This window comes from Vibrio sp. QJM3NY_39 (assembly GCF_057785895.1).
This window is the reverse complement of the sequence record NZ_CM173506.1, coordinates 19,281-35,640: the sequence shown is the minus strand read 5'-3', so window position 1 is coordinate 35,640 and position 16,360 is coordinate 19,281. Positions and strand designations below refer to the sequence as shown.

11 protein-coding genes are annotated in these 16,360 nt (G+C 45.4%); 5 read left to right on the top strand and 6 right to left on the bottom strand.

Features of this window, described 5'->3' with window-relative positions; translation table 11 throughout:
* The first annotated feature begins 4 nt into the window (after window positions 1–4).
* The 4 genes from AC3CHU_RS16225 (at window position 5) to AC3CHU_RS16210 (ending at window position 6,877) form a co-directional block, all read left to right on the top strand.
* A complete protein-coding gene (locus tag AC3CHU_RS16225; RefSeq protein WP_488525918.1) occupies window positions 5–910 on the top strand; it encodes a metal ABC transporter solute-binding protein, Zn/Mn family in 906 nt (301 codons plus the stop codon).
* A gap of 2 nt (window positions 911–912) precedes the next feature.
* The gene (locus AC3CHU_RS16220; protein WP_488526339.1) at window positions 913–1,677 is read left to right on the top strand and encodes a metal ABC transporter permease; all 765 of its coding nucleotides are present in this window, start codon (window positions 913–915) and stop codon (window positions 1,675–1,677) included.
* A 248-nt stretch (window positions 1,678–1,925) separates the two neighbouring features.
* The gene (locus AC3CHU_RS16215) at window positions 1,926–6,410 is read left to right on the top strand and encodes an SslE/AcfD family lipoprotein zinc metalloprotease (protein WP_488525917.1); all 4,485 of its coding nucleotides are present in this window, start codon (window positions 1,926–1,928) and stop codon (window positions 6,408–6,410) included.
* Window positions 6,411–6,553: 143 nt separating this feature from the next.
* Window positions 6,554–6,877 carry a DOPA 4,5-dioxygenase family protein gene (locus tag AC3CHU_RS16210; protein ID WP_065105444.1) on the top strand — a complete coding sequence of 108 codons (324 nt, stop codon included), beginning with the start codon at window positions 6,554–6,556 and terminating at the stop codon, window positions 6,875–6,877.
* 165 nt (window positions 6,878–7,042) lie between these two features.
* Here AC3CHU_RS16210 and fruA read toward each other — a convergent pair whose 3' ends face one another.
* Genes fruA through fruB form a run of 3 tightly spaced genes read right to left on the bottom strand, consistent with a single transcriptional unit; the run spans window position 7,043 to window position 10,936 of the window.
* Window positions 7,043–8,800: a PTS fructose transporter subunit IIBC gene (gene fruA, locus AC3CHU_RS16205; RefSeq protein WP_488525916.1), complete on the bottom strand. Its 1,758-nt coding sequence runs from the start codon at window positions 8,798–8,800 to the stop codon at window positions 7,043–7,045.
* Window positions 8,801–8,815: 15 nt separating this feature from the next.
* Window positions 8,816–9,793 (bottom strand): 1-phosphofructokinase, encoded by a 978-nt coding sequence (gene pfkB / locus AC3CHU_RS16200; RefSeq protein ID WP_488525915.1) that lies wholly within the window; start codon window positions 9,791–9,793, stop codon window positions 8,816–8,818.
* A 9-nt stretch (window positions 9,794–9,802) separates the two neighbouring features.
* Window positions 9,803–10,936: a fused PTS fructose transporter subunit IIA/HPr protein gene (fruB, locus tag AC3CHU_RS16195; RefSeq protein ID WP_488525914.1), complete on the bottom strand. Its 1,134-nt coding sequence runs from the start codon at window positions 10,934–10,936 to the stop codon at window positions 9,803–9,805.
* A 373-nt stretch (window positions 10,937–11,309) separates the two neighbouring features.
* On the opposite strand from fruB, the gene cra reads away from it, so the two are divergent.
* On the top strand, window positions 11,310–12,314 hold the full coding sequence (cra, locus tag AC3CHU_RS16190; RefSeq protein WP_108195909.1) for a catabolite repressor/activator: 1,005 nt from the start codon (window positions 11,310–11,312) through the stop codon (window positions 12,312–12,314).
* A gap of 75 nt (window positions 12,315–12,389) precedes the next feature.
* Here cra and AC3CHU_RS16185 read toward each other — a convergent pair whose 3' ends face one another.
* The 3 genes from AC3CHU_RS16185 to nirD all read right to left on the bottom strand — a co-directional run bounded on the left by AC3CHU_RS16185 (window position 12,390) and on the right by nirD (window position 16,320).
* Window positions 12,390–14,180, bottom strand: a complete 1,791-nt coding sequence (locus AC3CHU_RS16185; protein WP_488525913.1) for a bifunctional protein-serine/threonine kinase/phosphatase — start codon at window positions 14,178–14,180, stop codon at window positions 12,390–12,392.
* Between the two features lie 183 nt (window positions 14,181–14,363).
* Window positions 14,364–15,833, bottom strand: a complete 1,470-nt coding sequence (locus AC3CHU_RS16180; RefSeq protein ID WP_488525912.1) for a NarK family nitrate/nitrite MFS transporter — start codon at window positions 15,831–15,833, stop codon at window positions 14,364–14,366.
* A gap of 142 nt (window positions 15,834–15,975) precedes the next feature.
* Window positions 15,976–16,320: a nitrite reductase small subunit NirD gene (gene nirD / locus AC3CHU_RS16175; RefSeq protein ID WP_488525911.1), complete on the bottom strand. Its 345-nt coding sequence runs from the start codon at window positions 16,318–16,320 to the stop codon at window positions 15,976–15,978.
* Between the last annotated feature and the right edge of the window lie 40 nt (window positions 16,321–16,360).

The following is a 16,360-nucleotide window of genomic DNA, read 5'->3' as shown; positions in this document are numbered from 1 at the left end:
TACAATGGCAGCAGGTGTTGCCATTGTATCTTCATCTATAATTGTATCTTCGCCTGCGATGGCGTTGAACATCTTCGTGTGTGAGCCTGAGTGGCAAGCACTTATCCATAGCCATGCTCCTGACGCTAAGATCTACTCAGCCACCACTGCGAAGCAAGATCCTCACTATGTGCAAGCTCGACCTTCACTGATTGCCAAGATGCGACAGGCTGATATGGTGATGTGCTCTGGCTCAGAACTGGAAGTAGGATGGCTGCCAATGCTGCAAGCACGCAGCGGTAACCCTGTGGTTCAAAATAGCTCATCAGGCATGTTATACGCGAGTGATTTGGTGGGTATGCTCGATACTCATGCTCATGTAGATCGAAGCATGGGAGATATCCACGCCCATGGTAATCCTCATGTTCAGTTTGCTGCTGAGTATATGATTCCTATCTCTAGAGAAGTCACCAAGCGTCTACAACTGGTTGATCCTGACAATGCACATATCTACATGCGAAATGGTATGAAGTTTCGTGCCAACTGGCGTAATAAATTGGCAGAGTGGGAAACGAAAGCAGAGCCGTTACAAGGTAAAAAAGTGGTCGGGTATCATGCTACATATCGTTACCTCTTTGACTGGTTAGATATGGCGCAAATTGCTGATTTAGAACCTAAGCCTGGGATATCACCGACTACGTCACATTTACAGTCATTGACCAAGTTGGATCCTGCTTCGTTTGATGCGATTGTGTATTCATCACACCAAGACCAGCGTCCTGCTCATTGGCTTAACCAGCAAATCAACAAGCCTACGATACAGCTACCATTGACGGTTGCAGAAGGTCAGAGCCTTGAGCAAATGTACGATCAAGTCATTGATGAGTTGCTGAGAACGCTCGTTAACCCAGAAACATTAACGAGATCGTAATGTTGAATGAATATGGTTGGCTAGCACCTGCGGTATTGTGTGGATTAATTGCATTAGTCGGGAACATCGTGCTTGGAGAGCAAGTCCTCAAGCGCCAGATCATCTTTATTGATCTCGCTGTCGCGCAAGTGGCTGCCCTTGGCGCTGCTTTGAGTCAGTATTGGTTGAGCCGATATGCACTGTTTAGCGGTTCTTGGTTTGCAGAGATGATTGGCCCGTGGGTTATGTCATTACTGCTTTGCGGATTAATCGCACTCATGGAAAAGCATTACAAAGAACACTTAGAACCAATGATAGGTAGTTTGTTTGTGGTGTCTGCTTCGTTGGCTATTCTATTGGTTAGCAAAGATCCGCATGGCGCCGACTTTATTCAAGGCATTCTCAACGGGCAGCTGTTGTGGTCTACCTGGGATGATGTCTGGCCATTGGCAATAATCACGACCGCGATGTTGGTGTTGATTAGCGTAAAGCCTGAATTTATGCAGGGTAGTGGCTTTTATCTTATCTTCGCTATATTGATGCCGATCACGGTAAAGCTGACTGGGATATATTTGGAGTTTGCGTTACTGGTGATACCTGCGTTATGTGCAGCTGCGTATAAAGGCGTTCGCTTCTTTATCGCGAGTATTGGGATTGGTACCGTTGGCATTTTATCGGGCTTAGCGATGTCGGCTTACTACGATTTACCGAGTGGCGCGAGTATTGTCATCACGCTGTTTTTGGTGGGGGTGATGTTTAATATTGTGATGCAGTTGCGCCGATACTAACGTGATACTAAATTGGCTAAGAGCTATTGAGTAGAAACGCCATATCTCAATCGAGATATGGCGTTTTTCCATTTTAAGGTAGGGAGAGGTTTTGCAATTGGAATGAGAGTCTCAATTATCATTTTGTTTATCTTATTCAATCGCTTATGAGAAATGGTCTTTGTGGTTAAGACAAAAAACAATAGTCATCGAGATGGAGTAAATCTATAAGATAACGGTCCACTTAAAATTACGATCAACTTCGCTCAATGAAAAAAAACTTAATTGCGCTGGCTATCATATCCGCGGCTCTTTCCGGGTGTAATCACGATTCACTAAGCTATAGTGACGGCCCTGATACGGTTCCTCCAACAGACATTATTCCACCAACGGATATTGTTCCACCGACAGATATTGTTCCACCAACGGATATTCTTCCGCCGACTGACATTATTCCACCAACAGATATTATCCCCCCAACAACTTACATAGGTTCACTGTTGTCGAGTGGGGCGTTTGTGTCTGGAGATGTATACTGTGACGGCGTTCATCTTGAAAACGGAACGTTCAGTGTTAAACAAGGCGTGAGTTTTAGTTGTACCTTGGGTCACCTTACTTTAGGTGATTTCACTGCTCCTTTCCCTGAAGTTACAGAAAGCACGATTTCAAATGATGCGCTTCATGCGGCATTTGAGTTGACAGAATTACATGGAGACAACGTTACTAAGGTACTCGAATCAATTGATGTTTGTGAGACTGAAAGTGCTATCTGTTTAAAAGAACTGGATGCTTTTGATATTGAAGGTGTGTTCTCGCAACTTGATGATCAAGATGCTGTCGATGCGTACTTTTCATCGAAAGAAGAAGAGTCTACAGATGAAGTAGGTAAGGCTCCTAGTTCACACGTAGACACAACAGTTGTTCCTGCGGTTGACCCTAATGCGGACAATAACCTTAACGCTGGTTTTGTTTCTGCAGACGCAGAGTCTACCTATGCTTATAAGCCAAGTGTTGAAGGTAAGGTGTTAACTCGCAGTAAGCTTACAGACGCTAATGGTAAAGCGATTTCTGGGATCAGTTTCTTTTCGGCTAACGCGACGGGCGTGACGGATGAAGAGGGAATCTTTGAGTACCTGTGGGGCGACAGAATCGTTTTTGGTATTGATACGTTTGAGTTTGGCTCCATTACGGGTAATCAGATTGCTTATAAATTGTCTGATGTGACCAATAATGTGGTTGAGAAAGCGAATATCCAGTCATTACTAGAGCGCTACGCGCTTGATCATGTAAGTCATTATGAGATATCTGAAGAAGTCCAAGGTACCTTTTCAAAGTACCCTAACGTTATAAATGAACTGATCAACCTAACTCTGCCAAATGGGGGATTAATAGAGGGTACAGACTTTGAACTTCCTAATGAGTTTGTTGGTCAGTTTAGCCAAGGGTTAACGGCAGTAATCGATGAGCAGCTGCGCCAAACGCCTCAGTTTATGGATTATGTTCGTCAACCTGCCGTTTTATCTATGGATTCTGGTCAGTATGTTACGGAGTCTCTGCAGCAAATCTTCCACAACGTCACCACATTCCATGTTTTCAATGACAATGGTAGTTTTTACGGTGCGACGGGGTATACCCGTGGTATGCGAGCTCTGAACATATCGAACAGAGCATTCCCTGTGATGATGCCAAGAACTGATAAAAACCGTCAGCTTTATTTTGGTGAGAAGCAGGCTTGGACTCGTGAAGGCAAACCTTACATCGCACAACACCCAAGTATCTCGATGCCTCCGATTCCTTTAGTCTCTGAAGACAACGCGACTTATGGTTTTCCATTCGTTACAGCAGGCGAGATAGGCAAAGGTAAAGTCGTGTTCATGGGTAATGGCTTATATCCAAGTATTCTGTCATGCCCTGAAAATTATTGGGCCAATCGAACATTGTATATCGATAGCAACAAACAACAGTGCACTGTTTCGAAGTTCGAAAACCTACTGCATGATGACCAAGGCAGCATGAGCTTGTTTTTCTCGAACTTGTTTGAGTGGTTCAATAATGGTCTGCCTATTGCAGGGATGAATGCAGTCACCAATATTGACCAAGCTTATTCGGCTTATCACCACTCCACAATGGGTAAGCAGTACACGTTTTTTGTTAGTCCTCAGTATGGTTTTGCATCAGTAGAAAAGCGTGGTTCAGGTGACTTTGATGGTTTGGATATGAGCACTACGCCGATTTTGATCCTTCAGGCATATCCCCCTAAGTTGGTTCAAGATGGTATGACTAATCAGTTTGTTGCTGACTTGGATAACCCGAACTTAAGCCAAGACGATATTACCGCTCTTATCAACTATGTTAATAACGGTGGCAATATCTTGTTTATGGATGCGATTCAAACGACAAACCCTGAACCTATTGGACGCTTGGCGGATGCCGCTGGTGTTTCACTAGGTGGTGAAAACGTTACGCCGACAAACCAAGCTTTCTGCGGTAGCTCTTATTATTGCCAAGCGCCGTATCCAAATCTTCACGTGAAGAGCGAAAAGGAAATGGTGGTTCTTGAGCGTTTTCAAGATAACCAAGGAGAACCTCCATTCACGGTAAATCAAGATGGTACGGTTGAGTGGATCAAAGATGAATCCAAAATCAAGTTTGAAATCCCGACTTATGAGGTTACTAAGTTAGACGCTGAAGGGAAACCAGTGCTTGATGAGTCTGGCGTACCAGTCATGGAGACAAAATCCGCACGTATCTTTGTTGAATCGGCAGAAGAGCGTGAAGCGGCAATCAAAGAACTGCAGTCGGCATTCGTTAGCACTGAGCTTTGTAAGAACGAGTATGAATACGAATTTAACTGTATAGAGACTCGTTCTGGAGACGGCATCACTGTTCGTGGTGCTTATCATAGAGCCGATTTCGACCGCTATGAGGTGAGTAAAACCGTTGTCGACAGTATGGTGAAAGCAGCAAACTTGGGTTCTAACTTTACAGCGCTTTACGAGCACGAGATTTACTATCGCACGAAGGGCACTAAAGGTAAGCGTCTGTCTAACAGCGAATTGAATCAAGCGTTTGATAACCTGTCTGTTTGGATGTGGAATGACAACGCATACCGTTTTGAAACAGACATACAAGATGAGTTGGGGTTCAAGCAGGCTGTTCAGTTCCTAAACTGTTATACCGAAGACTTACATCAAACAGACACAATTGATGCACAGTGTCCTGTTGACCTAAAAGCGTCGTTAGTCGCTAATGGAATGATTCATGGCGAAGGTGAGTTATCGGGACAGTTGAATCCGAGCTATCCATTAAATTACATGGAGAAACCTCTGACTCGCATTATGTTGGGGCGCTCTTTTTGGGATCATGAAATCGTTGTTGATACCACAATGTATCCCGGTCGAACTTCAGGAGCATCTTCGTCAAGTTCGGTTCTTATCCAAACAGATGGCAAGGGCGTCACGTATTCGGCTGGGAACAATCAATCGACAGGTTTATGGGCTCCTCAGCTTCAAGATGTAACTATTAGTGATGGTGTAGCTGCAACGATCACTGTGATGATGGCGGATGACCTTACAGGTAAGCCGAATCATGAAACCAGTTTGAAGCGCCCTCCGCGTATGCAAATTAACTATGCGTACGACGGTTCAAACTTAACCTTCAAGGTTCCATATGGCGGCCTTATTTACATTCAACCGAAAGTAAAAGAGTTTGGTGAAGTCTCGTTTAGCATTGATGGCGCGTTAAAAGCGGCTTGGTGGAAAGAGGGTGAGTGGATTAACCCAGTTCAATCGGCAGAGGGGCCTATTGCGGAAGTCGATACGGGTTCATTTATTTATACGACACCAATCAGGAATCTAGAATCCGCTGATTTGAACCAATTCGCAACAGATATGAATCGATTTGCTGAAGCTGCAAGTAACTTCTACGGACGTGATGAGATACAAAACGATGGTTTACACCGTAGGTTCACTTATCCAGAACTGAAGGCGTTCCGCCATCGTTTTGTGAATGACGTGCAGATTTCGATTGGTGCGGCTCATTCTGGCTACCCAGTGATGAACTCAAGCTTTAATGCAAATCGAACACACATTCCAACCAACCCTGTGAACGACTGGCTGTTGTGGCATGAAGTTGGTCATAACTTAGCATCAGCTCCTTTCTTAGCGACTGGTAGTACGGAAGTCACCAATAACCTTCTTGCGTTGTATATGCAGGAATTAGAGGGTCGCAATTCAAACCCTGAAATGGATCGCATTAAATCGGATATTAAGAAAGCACCTAAATGGTTGGAGCTTAATAATGAACATGCGTGGTCACATGGTGATGCAGGTTTACGATTAGTTATGTTTGGTCAGCTAAAAATCTGGGCGAAATCGAACTTTGCAATTGATGATTGGTATACACGCGGCGCAAGCCAATCTGATGTGTATGGTGATGATGAAGGCTGGAACATGTTCAAGTTTATGCATCGCAAAGCGCGAGGAGACAGAAAAGGCGACTCGAATACTAACTATTGTAGCGCTAGCGAGACTGGGCTTTCTGGTGGAGACCTAATGATGGTGTGTGCTTCTTATGTTTCGAACTATGATTTAAGTGACTTCTTTGTTGCTTGGAACGTAGGTGAAACCTCCATGACTAATGCTGACGGTTCAAAGTCTTACAGTGGAGGCATCAGCGATAAAGGTCGTAGTTTGGTAGAGCAATTAAACTTGCAGAAGCCCAAGAATAGTCCTTTGAAGATCGACTCTATCTAATAGGGACAACCTTTGTTTACACTGCCTATTGCTTGAATTAAACGCCACACTTCACTTTAGTGTGGCGTTTTTACAGCCATAAAAGAGATCTATGCGAAAAAGCAGGTTAAACTGCGCCTATCATAATTCTAAAGGATGGTGCCATGTACCACGGTCATATCTATTTCCCTCTGCGCTTTGCAGAGCAAGCAGAAACACTGCGTCAGAAAATTCTATCAGAACGTAAAGATGTGTTAGAGACTTTCCCACTAATACAGCGTTTGGTTGGCCCGCATAAGATGCCGATGTTTGAGATTCACTTTGCAAACAAAGAGTCGGGTATTGTTGAGTGGCTTGATCAAGAGCGCGGCGATATGTCGGTGCTTATTCACCCAGTAACAGGCGGTGAAGAAACGCTAGACCACACAGTACGTGCGATTTGGCTTGGTCGTGAGCTAGGTGTGTTTGAAGATACGCTGACTAGCTAATCAAATATACCAATATTGCACTTAACTCATTCCGACCGGAAAATACATGAACAATAAAAAGGCTCCTCAAATGAGGAGCCTTTGTTTTAGGGAGCCGTTTTACCAAGAAACCGGTTATCAAGAGCCTCTGGTTATCGGGCTGAACCGTTAACCAGAGTAGGGGGATTAAGCCTCTGCTGTTGCCTTAGAGTCGCTCATCTTTTTAAGCGCAGCGTAACCGAAACCAGTTACAGCTGTACCCGCTGCAATCGCCACTAGGTACATAAGTACTGGAGAGATAGCACCAGGAATCAGTAGTACGAATAGACCGCCGTGTGGAGCCATTAGCTGAGCACCAAACATCATTGATAGTGCGCCAGTTAGTGCACCACCTGCCATACAAGCTGGGATAACACGCATTGGATCTTTCGCTGCGAATGGGATTGCACCTTCAGAGATGAAACATAGACCAAGAACGAATGATGCTTTACCCGCTTCACGCTCGCCTGCTTCAAACTTGTCTTTCACTAGGAAAGTCGCAAGGCCCATACCTAGAGCTGGAACCATACCTGCTGCCATGATTGCTGCCATTGGTGCGTAAGTTTGCGAAGCCAGTAGACCAACACCGAACGTGTAAGCTGCTTTGTTTACTGGACCACCAAGGTCGAAACACATCATTGCGCCTAGAATCACACCCAGAAGAATCGCGTTAGACGTTCCCATGTTGTTTAGGAAAGTCGTCATTGCGCTCATCACGCCAGAAACAGGGCCACCCACGATGTAAACCATCACAAGACCAGTGAACAAACTCGCGATAAACGGAATGATCAGGATTGGCTTGAGGGCTTCCATGGATTGTGGAAGTTGAACCTTGTCGGCAATGAATTTCGCTGCGTAACCGGCAATGAAACCCGCTGCGATACCACCAAGGAAACCTGCGCCTGTTGAGCTCGCCAACATACCGCCGATTAGACCTGGAGCCAGACCCGGACGGTCAGCAATCGAGAATGCAATGAAACCAGCAAGAACAGGAATCATCAGTGCGAACGCAGAACCACCACCGATAGTCATCAATGCTGCTGCCAGTGTGCCTTCTTCTTTAAACGCTTCGATACCGAATACGAAAGAGAGTGCGATGATCAAACCACCCGCAACAACTACAGGAAGCATGTGCGATACACCTGTCATTAGGTGCTTGTACACGCCTTTCTTCTCGTCAGCAGGCGCTGAATTTGAAGATGCTGTATGTTGGTATGGTTTAGCTTCTGCGAACGCTTTTTCCATTTCTTGCTTTGTTTTCTTCAAAGCAGGACTTGTTGTTGTTTTGTATAGCGCTTTGCCGTTAAAACGATCCAGTGGAACGTCAATGTCGGCTGCGATGATAACAAGGTCAGCGTCTGCGATTTCTTGGTCTGTCAGTTGGTTCTTCGCACCTACAGAGCCGCGAGTTTCCACTTTGATTTGGTGACCTAGGCGTTTGCCTTCTGCTTCAAGCGCTTCAGCTGCCATAAAGGTGTGTGCAACACCAGTTGGGCAAGCGGTAATCGCTACGATCTTCTTGCTGCCCGTCGCTGGTGAAGTGCCAGTAACCGCAACCGTTTTTTCAACTAATTCGTCAGAGATTTGAGAAGCGTCTAATACTGTTGCTTCTGCTGTCGCTTTCTCAAGAAATGCTTTTGCATCCGCTGTGCACTCAGAGATAGCTGCTTGGTACACTTTCTTACCGACAAAGCGCGCTTTATCAACGTTGGTGTTGGCTGCGATAACGACAACGTCGCTGCTGTCGATAGTGTCTTGCGATACGGTTGAGTCTGGTAGCACGCTTGATTGACATTCAATAGCGGCGTTCCAACCCAGTGCTTTTGTCGCTTGCTCTAACAAGCCTGCGGCGATGATGCTGTTTGCTACGCCACTAGGGCAAGCTGTGATAATGGTAATATTCATAATAAACCTTTTGTCCTATTTGCTTGTGTCTAACTGGCTAGTTGGAGCACTAAGCGACTGTAATTGGATATTTTGTAGTACTGAATCCAGCTCTTGTTGGCTGGTAATGCCCACGCCTACCTGTGAAACTGCTAGAGCAGATAAGGCGGTTGCGAATTTAATGAGTTCTGGTTTTGGCATCTGTTGCATGTGACCCCAACATAGGCCAGCGACTAATGTGTCGCCTGCGCCAACCGTGCTTACCACTTGCATGCGCGGCGGTTGAGCATGTAGCCATTCACCTTGGTTTAGCCACATCACGCCTTCAGCGCCAAGTGACACCACGATGTTCTCGATGCCTTTTTCACTGAGGGCTTGGCCTGCGTGTTGGCATTGGTCGCGTGTGGTTAGTTCTGCATTGAAAAGCTGAGACAGCTCTTCATCATTTGGCTTAATCAACCAAGGCTGTGTATTGATACCGGCTTTAAGTGCGTCACGGCTGCTGTCGAACAGCACCTTTTTACCTAGGTCACGCAAGCGTTGTACCCAAGAAGCGCAAAGCTCTGGTGATACGCCTTGTGGCAAGCTGCCTGCAATCACGAAGTAATCGTGTGTTTCAGCCAGCTCTAACAAAGTTTCTTCAAACGCTTTGATAGCGTCAGCATCAACAGGAACACCTGGGAAGTTGATGTCGCTAACTTGGCCTGAGTTCTCTACTAATTTCACGTTGATGCGAGTCGCGCCGTCGACACGGATGAAGCGGTCAGTTGCGCCCATCTGTTCGAACAGTTGGCAGAATGCTTCTTCATTATTACGACCAAGGAAACCAGTTACGGTAACCTTCGCGCCAAGCTCTGAAAGTACTTTTGCTACGTTTACACCTTTGCCTGCTGCATGTAGAGAGCCTTTGTTCACTAGGCTGACTGAACCCACGTTAAGTGCGTCGATAGCGCCAGTCAGGTCTAGAGCAGGGTTTAGCGTAACGGTAACGGCTTTGATTTGTTTATCAGACATATCGATTCCTTAACCTTCACCAAGGCCTGAAGCGATAGCTTTGCCAATCGATTCAAGAGCTTGTGCTGCATCTTCACCTTCAGCAACAAACTGAAGCTGATGGCCGTGTTTAACGCCAAGTGCGATTACTTTCATCAAGCTCTTCGCGTTCACTTCTTTTCCGTCGCCATCTAGGTTTGAAACGCGGATCGTTGATTCGAATTTCTTCGCTTCAGCAACCAGCATTGCACCTGGACGAGCGTGTAGGCCGTGCGCGTTTTTGATTTTGAATACTGCGCAGTTGTCATCGTCTTGAGATGCTGTAGAAACCGCTTCACCTTTCAGAAGGCCAATCACTTGTGCGGCATCAGCGGTTAACAGTTGTTGCTGTTTACCTTCGAAAACCATCTTGCTTAGGTTTACTAGAATAGATTGGTGTGCGCTGTTACAAGCGGCGAATGCTACCAATGCTTTCACTGGTGTGCCATCGTATTCACAATGGTTCGTTGTTGAAACGAAAGATACGCCAGTACGTGTTACGCCTTTATCGCTGCCCAACAACCACAGGCCTTGGCCTAGGTGAGTCGGTGTTTTTGTTACTAGGTCAGCAACGAATGCGTTGTCTGTACAACCTGTGTTCTTAAGTAGGCCGCCTGCCACTGCCGACATTTGAACCATGTCGCTTGCAGGGAACAGTAGCTGAACTAAAGAAGCGTCTAGGTCGGCTTCTAGCTGAACTTCGCCGTTAAGTAGGGCGATGATTTCGTCTTCTGATTTAGCTTGCTTTAATTTCTCTTCAACACCGTCTGCTGCTAGCACTTTCGTTAGCTGCTTAAGGATGCCTAAGTGCTCGTCTGATTTCGCCGCAATACCAATTGCTACGTAAACACGATTGCCGTCTGCCCAATCAATACCTTCAGGGAAGTGGTGTACCGCAACGCCTGTCTCTTTCACTAGGCCACGAGTGTCAGTGGTGCCGTGAGGAATCGCGATGCCGTTACCTAAGAACGTAGAGTTCTGGTTTTCACGGTTCAGCATTCCTTCAACGTAGCCAGAGTCAACTAAGCCTTTCGCGGTTAGGTCGCCAGCAATGTTCTGGATAGCTTTGAATTTGTCATCGGCCGTTTGACCAAGAGTGATGTCAGATTTTGATAATTTAAGCATGGTGCCTCTTTAGCGTATCGCTTGAGAATTTGTGTATCGCTACGATTCAGTTTAGAGCAAGATTTATGGAGCTTAACTCTTTGCCTTATGCTTGCTGAATCGGTTCAGCATTCAGTGTAAAAAAATTCAGCAAAGCCGATTTTGGTTTTCAAAATAGTTTTGCTGCGCGTCGTAATTTCAGTTTCGTTAATAACGAGAAGTTGAATCACAACAAATGACGCTCAATCCATACAAAAGGATGATTGAAGTCACTTTTCAGATTTTGCTGAATCCTTTCAGCTTTTATACTGAATCGATTCAGCATATAATTCAACTAATCCGAGGATCAGATCATTGGTTATATGATCCTACGCACAAAATACAGGTCACCCATATGACACTTGATGAAATTGCTAAATTGGCTGGTGTATCGAAAACCACAGCCAGTTATGTCATCAACGGCAAGGCGCAGAAATACAGAATCAGTGAAAAGACTCAGCAGAAAGTCATGGCGGTTGTGGAAGAATATAACTACCGACCAGACCATGCTGCTTCGTCGCTGCGTGCTGGTAATAGCCGTTCATTTGGTTTGATTATTCCTGATCTGGAAAACAGCAGTTACGCGCGTTTAGCAAAATTGATAGAGCAGAACTCACGTAAAGTGGGCTACCAGATTTTGATTGGCTGTTCTGATGATGATGCTGAAACTGAACGCAAGGTTGCTGAAGCTTTGGTAAGTCGTCGTATCGATGCCTTACTGGTGGCGAGCTCCATGCCAGACGCCAATGAGTTCTACTTGAAACTGCAAAACTCAGGAACGCCTGTGATTGCAATTGACCGTCCGTTAGACGATGAGCATTTTGCTTGTGTGATCAGTGAAGATTTCGAAGCCGCATTTGAACTGACGCATTCAATCCTTGATGACAGTATTCATAGTGTTGGCTTGATAGGCGCACTGCCTGATTTAAATATCTCACGTGAACGTCAGTTAGGTTTTGAAGCCGCAAACAAAGCACATACTCAACAAACAGGGTTAGCAGAAAATAAGCCGATGGTTGTGGGTTATGGTGAGCACTTTGATAGAGAATCTGGACGCGAGGTTTTTGAAGAGTGGATTGCGAAGGGCACCGTTCCAGATGCGATCGTCACTATGTCTTACACCTTGTTAGAGGGCGTGTTGGATGTGATGGTTGAAAAGCCAGAGCTGATCAATCAAGTAAAACTGGCAACCTTTGGTGATAACCGACTGCTCGACTTCTTGCCTTTTAAAGTCCATTCACTGCCACAGCAATTCGAAGTGATTGCTGATAGTGCTTTTGCTTTGGCGCTAAATGCATCGGCCAAGCGTTACCAAGCGGGTATTGAACTCGTGCCAAGAAGCTTAGTGAAACGAGGCTAATTCCAGTTAGTTTATATAAGCTAGGTTAGACTTGGACACTTAGATCGAGCTTGGAATTAACTCGAACTTGGACGCCTAGCTTGAACTCAGTAATAAGCCCAACTCTACAATGGCAACAACGCCGAGCAACAAAGCCAACACCTTCCAAAACTGGATTGGGTTTCGGTTTATCAAAGGTTGCTTGGCTTTGCTTTTCACCAAGCTTTGGTTTGGTGTGTAAAGGTCTGCCACAAAATCCCCTAACACTTGATGGCGTTCGTTTGGCGATTCGGCACAGGCTTTTTGCAAAACCAAATCGACCCAAGCTGGTATGTCAGTGCGCTTTTGAGTCAGCGGTTGGTATTCCCATTGATGGTGACGAGATTGCTTAAGCGATTGTGCAGACATCTCAGGATAGGGCAGTTCGCCTGTGAGCATTTCATACCCGATGACCGCGATAGAGAACAGATCCGAACTTGTGGTCGCGGTATTGTGCTTTATGGTTTCCGGGGCAATGTAATTAACGGCCCCCAACGGTACCGAGTCTTGCTCTGATTTACTTCCTTCTTCAATACCTCTTACCAATACAGCCCCAAGGTCGATGATTTTAATTTCGCCATCACGTTGAATCATGATGTTTTCAGGTTTTAAGTCTCTGTGCACCATATCCGCACGTTGTAGCACTCGGATACCTTGTGTGATTTTATCGAGTATATCGCGCACCTGTTTGAGTGAAGGTTTTGGATTGTCGTACATCCACTGTCTCAGCGTGATGCCTTCTACCCATTCGCAGATTTGATATAGGAATTGCGAGTGTTCTGGCGTTGGGTAGACCTTCATTACTTTCTTGTTGTTTAGCAGGATCCCTGCCCATTGTTCGTTAAAAAAGGTGCTCAATTGTGCGGGGCTATCGTGGTATTGAACCGACGGTACTTTCAAGACGAATTCGGTTTGTGTCTCTTTCTGCATCACTCGATATACATGGCTTCTTGAACCTGCATACAACACCTCGAGTACCATATAGTTGTCGATACTTTGCCCAAGCTTTAAAGCGGGTGGGATAGCGCGCTTGGCAAGCTTTTCATGGAATTCAATAAGTGATGGTTTAGGAAGGTGACTGACTTGGACTATTAAGCAGCTCACGTTGTCTGAGCTATTGTGGCTTAAAGCGGTGTTACAGATCGTTTGTGCGGCGTATTCGAAATCCGCTCCTGGTTTGTCGATGTGATCCTTGAATGTGTTGGGCGAGACAAACTCGTGTACGCCGTCAGATGTCAGGATAAAGCAGTCATCTTTCTTAATAGGAAGCGTTTGATAGTCAACGTTGAGCTTATTATCCATGCCTAAAGCTCGCGTCAGATAGTGTTTCTGTCCCATATTCTTGCGGGTATGGTCGCGAGTAAGCTGTCGTAATTCGCCATCTCTCAATAGGTAAATACGACTGTCACCCACATGGAATATATGCGCGGTGTTGGATTTTAGAATGACGCTGCTAAAAGTGGAAACGAGCGCATTGTGGTTCACTTGTTGTGCGGGATGAATATTAGAAACAGACGTGTTGAATAGCCAAGAATTGAGGGAAGTTAAGACCTTTTGTGCTGAGCGCTGAATGCTCCAGCTTTTTGGAGTGGCGTAGTAGTCATCAATAAACTGCATCACGCTGGTATGGCTGGCTTTTTGGCCATGTTCACTGCAACTCGCACCATCGGCTATGCAGGCAACACTGCCTTTTAACTCTTGCTCAGCGCGAGTTTTTGGGTGTTTTACAATGATGGCATCTTGGTTTTCATCACGAATGCCTTTATTTGAGTAACCACCAAACTTCAGCGTCATTTGGTTGTTTGACTCTGGCGTGGTGACTTGTCCTTGGCTGAATGAAATTGTCATAACTGGTCTTCTTCTTAACTGCCGTCTTCTAAACTGTCTTCTTCTGGATTTGCTTGAGATAACATCCTAGGAAGAACAAAAGCTCTAGTGAACTTAGAGCCTTTGAACGAAGCACCTAGCGTTGATGTATCTGCTAAGGTGCTTCTCCCGATTCAATAATATCAATGCTTCATAGTACTGAGACTAGTTTGAAACATTAATCAACGTGACACTGCCATCGTCGTTCACTTCGGCAATTTGACCGTTAGGCTCTTCCATGAACAGTAGAGTCACAAAGCCAAGTATGGCGGTCGCAGCAATCACTAAGAAGAAGGTTTGGTAGCTCACGAAAGACAGCACTGTTAAGTAAACTACTGCACCAACATTACCGTAAGCACCCGTCATACCGGCAATCTGACCTGTCATGCGTCGTTTGATTAGAGGAACTGTCGCAAATACCGCACCTTCACCCGCTTGAACGAAGAAAGAACACGCCATGGCTGCTACAACCGCTAGCCATACTGGCCATGTGCTGTCGACTTGACCCATTGCGAAGTAACCCACAGCAAGACCAATCGTTAGAATAAGCAGTGTTGGTTTACGGCCAAATTTATCTGAAATCCAACCGCCACCAGGGCGAGACATTAGGTTCATAAAGGCATAAGCCGATGCAACCATACCGGCAAGAACGGGTGTTAATTCAAAAGTTTCAGAGAAGAACAGTGGCAGCATAGAAACAACAGCCAGTTCAGAACCAAATGTCGCGAAGTACAGTACGTTAAGTACCGCAACTTGCTTGAATTTGTACTGGTGAATCTCTGGCACTTCTTCTTTAAATACGTTCTTGTTCACTTTCCAAACTTGTGACACTTCGTATACGTAAAGTGCGGCTAAACCTGCGTAAACCGAGTAAACCGCCATGTCAGACAGCATGTTGATGTTGGTTGGCGATAGTTTCCATGTCAGTAGTGCAAGAGCGGCATACATTGGGATCTTCATAATAAGTAAGAAGAAAAAGTCACCCTTTGATGTTACTTCCATCGCTGTTACTTGAGCAGGCTTGAAGTAAGTCGAACCTTTTGGTGTATCCGTTACGTTTTTGTAGAACACAAACGAGAACGCTAAGCTCATTACGCCAGTAATACCAACCGCATAACGCCAACCGTTTTCGCCACCAAATGCTAGAGCTAGAGTTGGAAGAGTGAATGCTGCCGCTGCTGAACCGAAGTTACCCCAACCGCCGTAAATACCTTCTGCTGTACCCAGTTCATTGTGTGGAAACCACTCAGACACAAGGCGAATACCAACAACGAAGCCTGCGCCAATGAAACCTAATAGGAAACGTGCAATCGCCGCTTGAATGAAAGAGTCTGCCATCGCAAACATAAAACAAGGGATTGAACAGATTGCGAGTAGCGAAGAGTAGACCAATCTTGGGCCGTATCTGTCGGTTAACATACCCACTGCGACACGAGCAGGAATGGTTAACGCAACGTTGAGGATCAGGAGTGTTTTGATCTCTTCAGTGGAAAGACCAAGTGAGGTTTTTACCATTTGCAGTAGCGGGGCAAAGTTGAACCACACAACAAAGGTGATAAAAAAGGCCATCCAACTTAGGTGTAAGGTTTTCATCTTACCCGTAAATGAAAGCAGCGAAAATTTTGTGTTATCCATGGTTTAAATCCTTTAAATCTGGAAAATTACCCGGTTTTAGCTCGTGCGTTACTTCCGAAATTCGAACGCATTCATGTGGCTAAACCCTATGCCGAAATTGCTCACGCTGATAAAGCGTTTACATGATGATGTCGGCGTTTAGTTAACTGGCGATAGCAAGCGGTGCGAGAACCTGTACTTGCTCTCCTTGCTTGCGAACTTCAAATTTCACGAGCTTGAGATCGGGTTGTTCAAGGCACGCGCCAGTTTCTAAGTGGTAATGCTGCTTGTATAAGGGCGAAGCTACGTAAGGCTCACCGCTTAATGAACCAATGATACCACGTGACATCACATTCGCTTTGCCGACAGGGTCGTAATTAGAGAGCCCATAAAGCGTGTCGCTGCGCTTACAGTAAAAAATAGCCACTTGGTTATCTTCAACTTTGGCGCAAATGCCACCATTTGGGGTTAAATCTTTAGTGCTGCATACGGTTGTCCAATTTTTCATGACTTTCTCCTAGTCAAAAGATGAGCTTTATAATCATTAT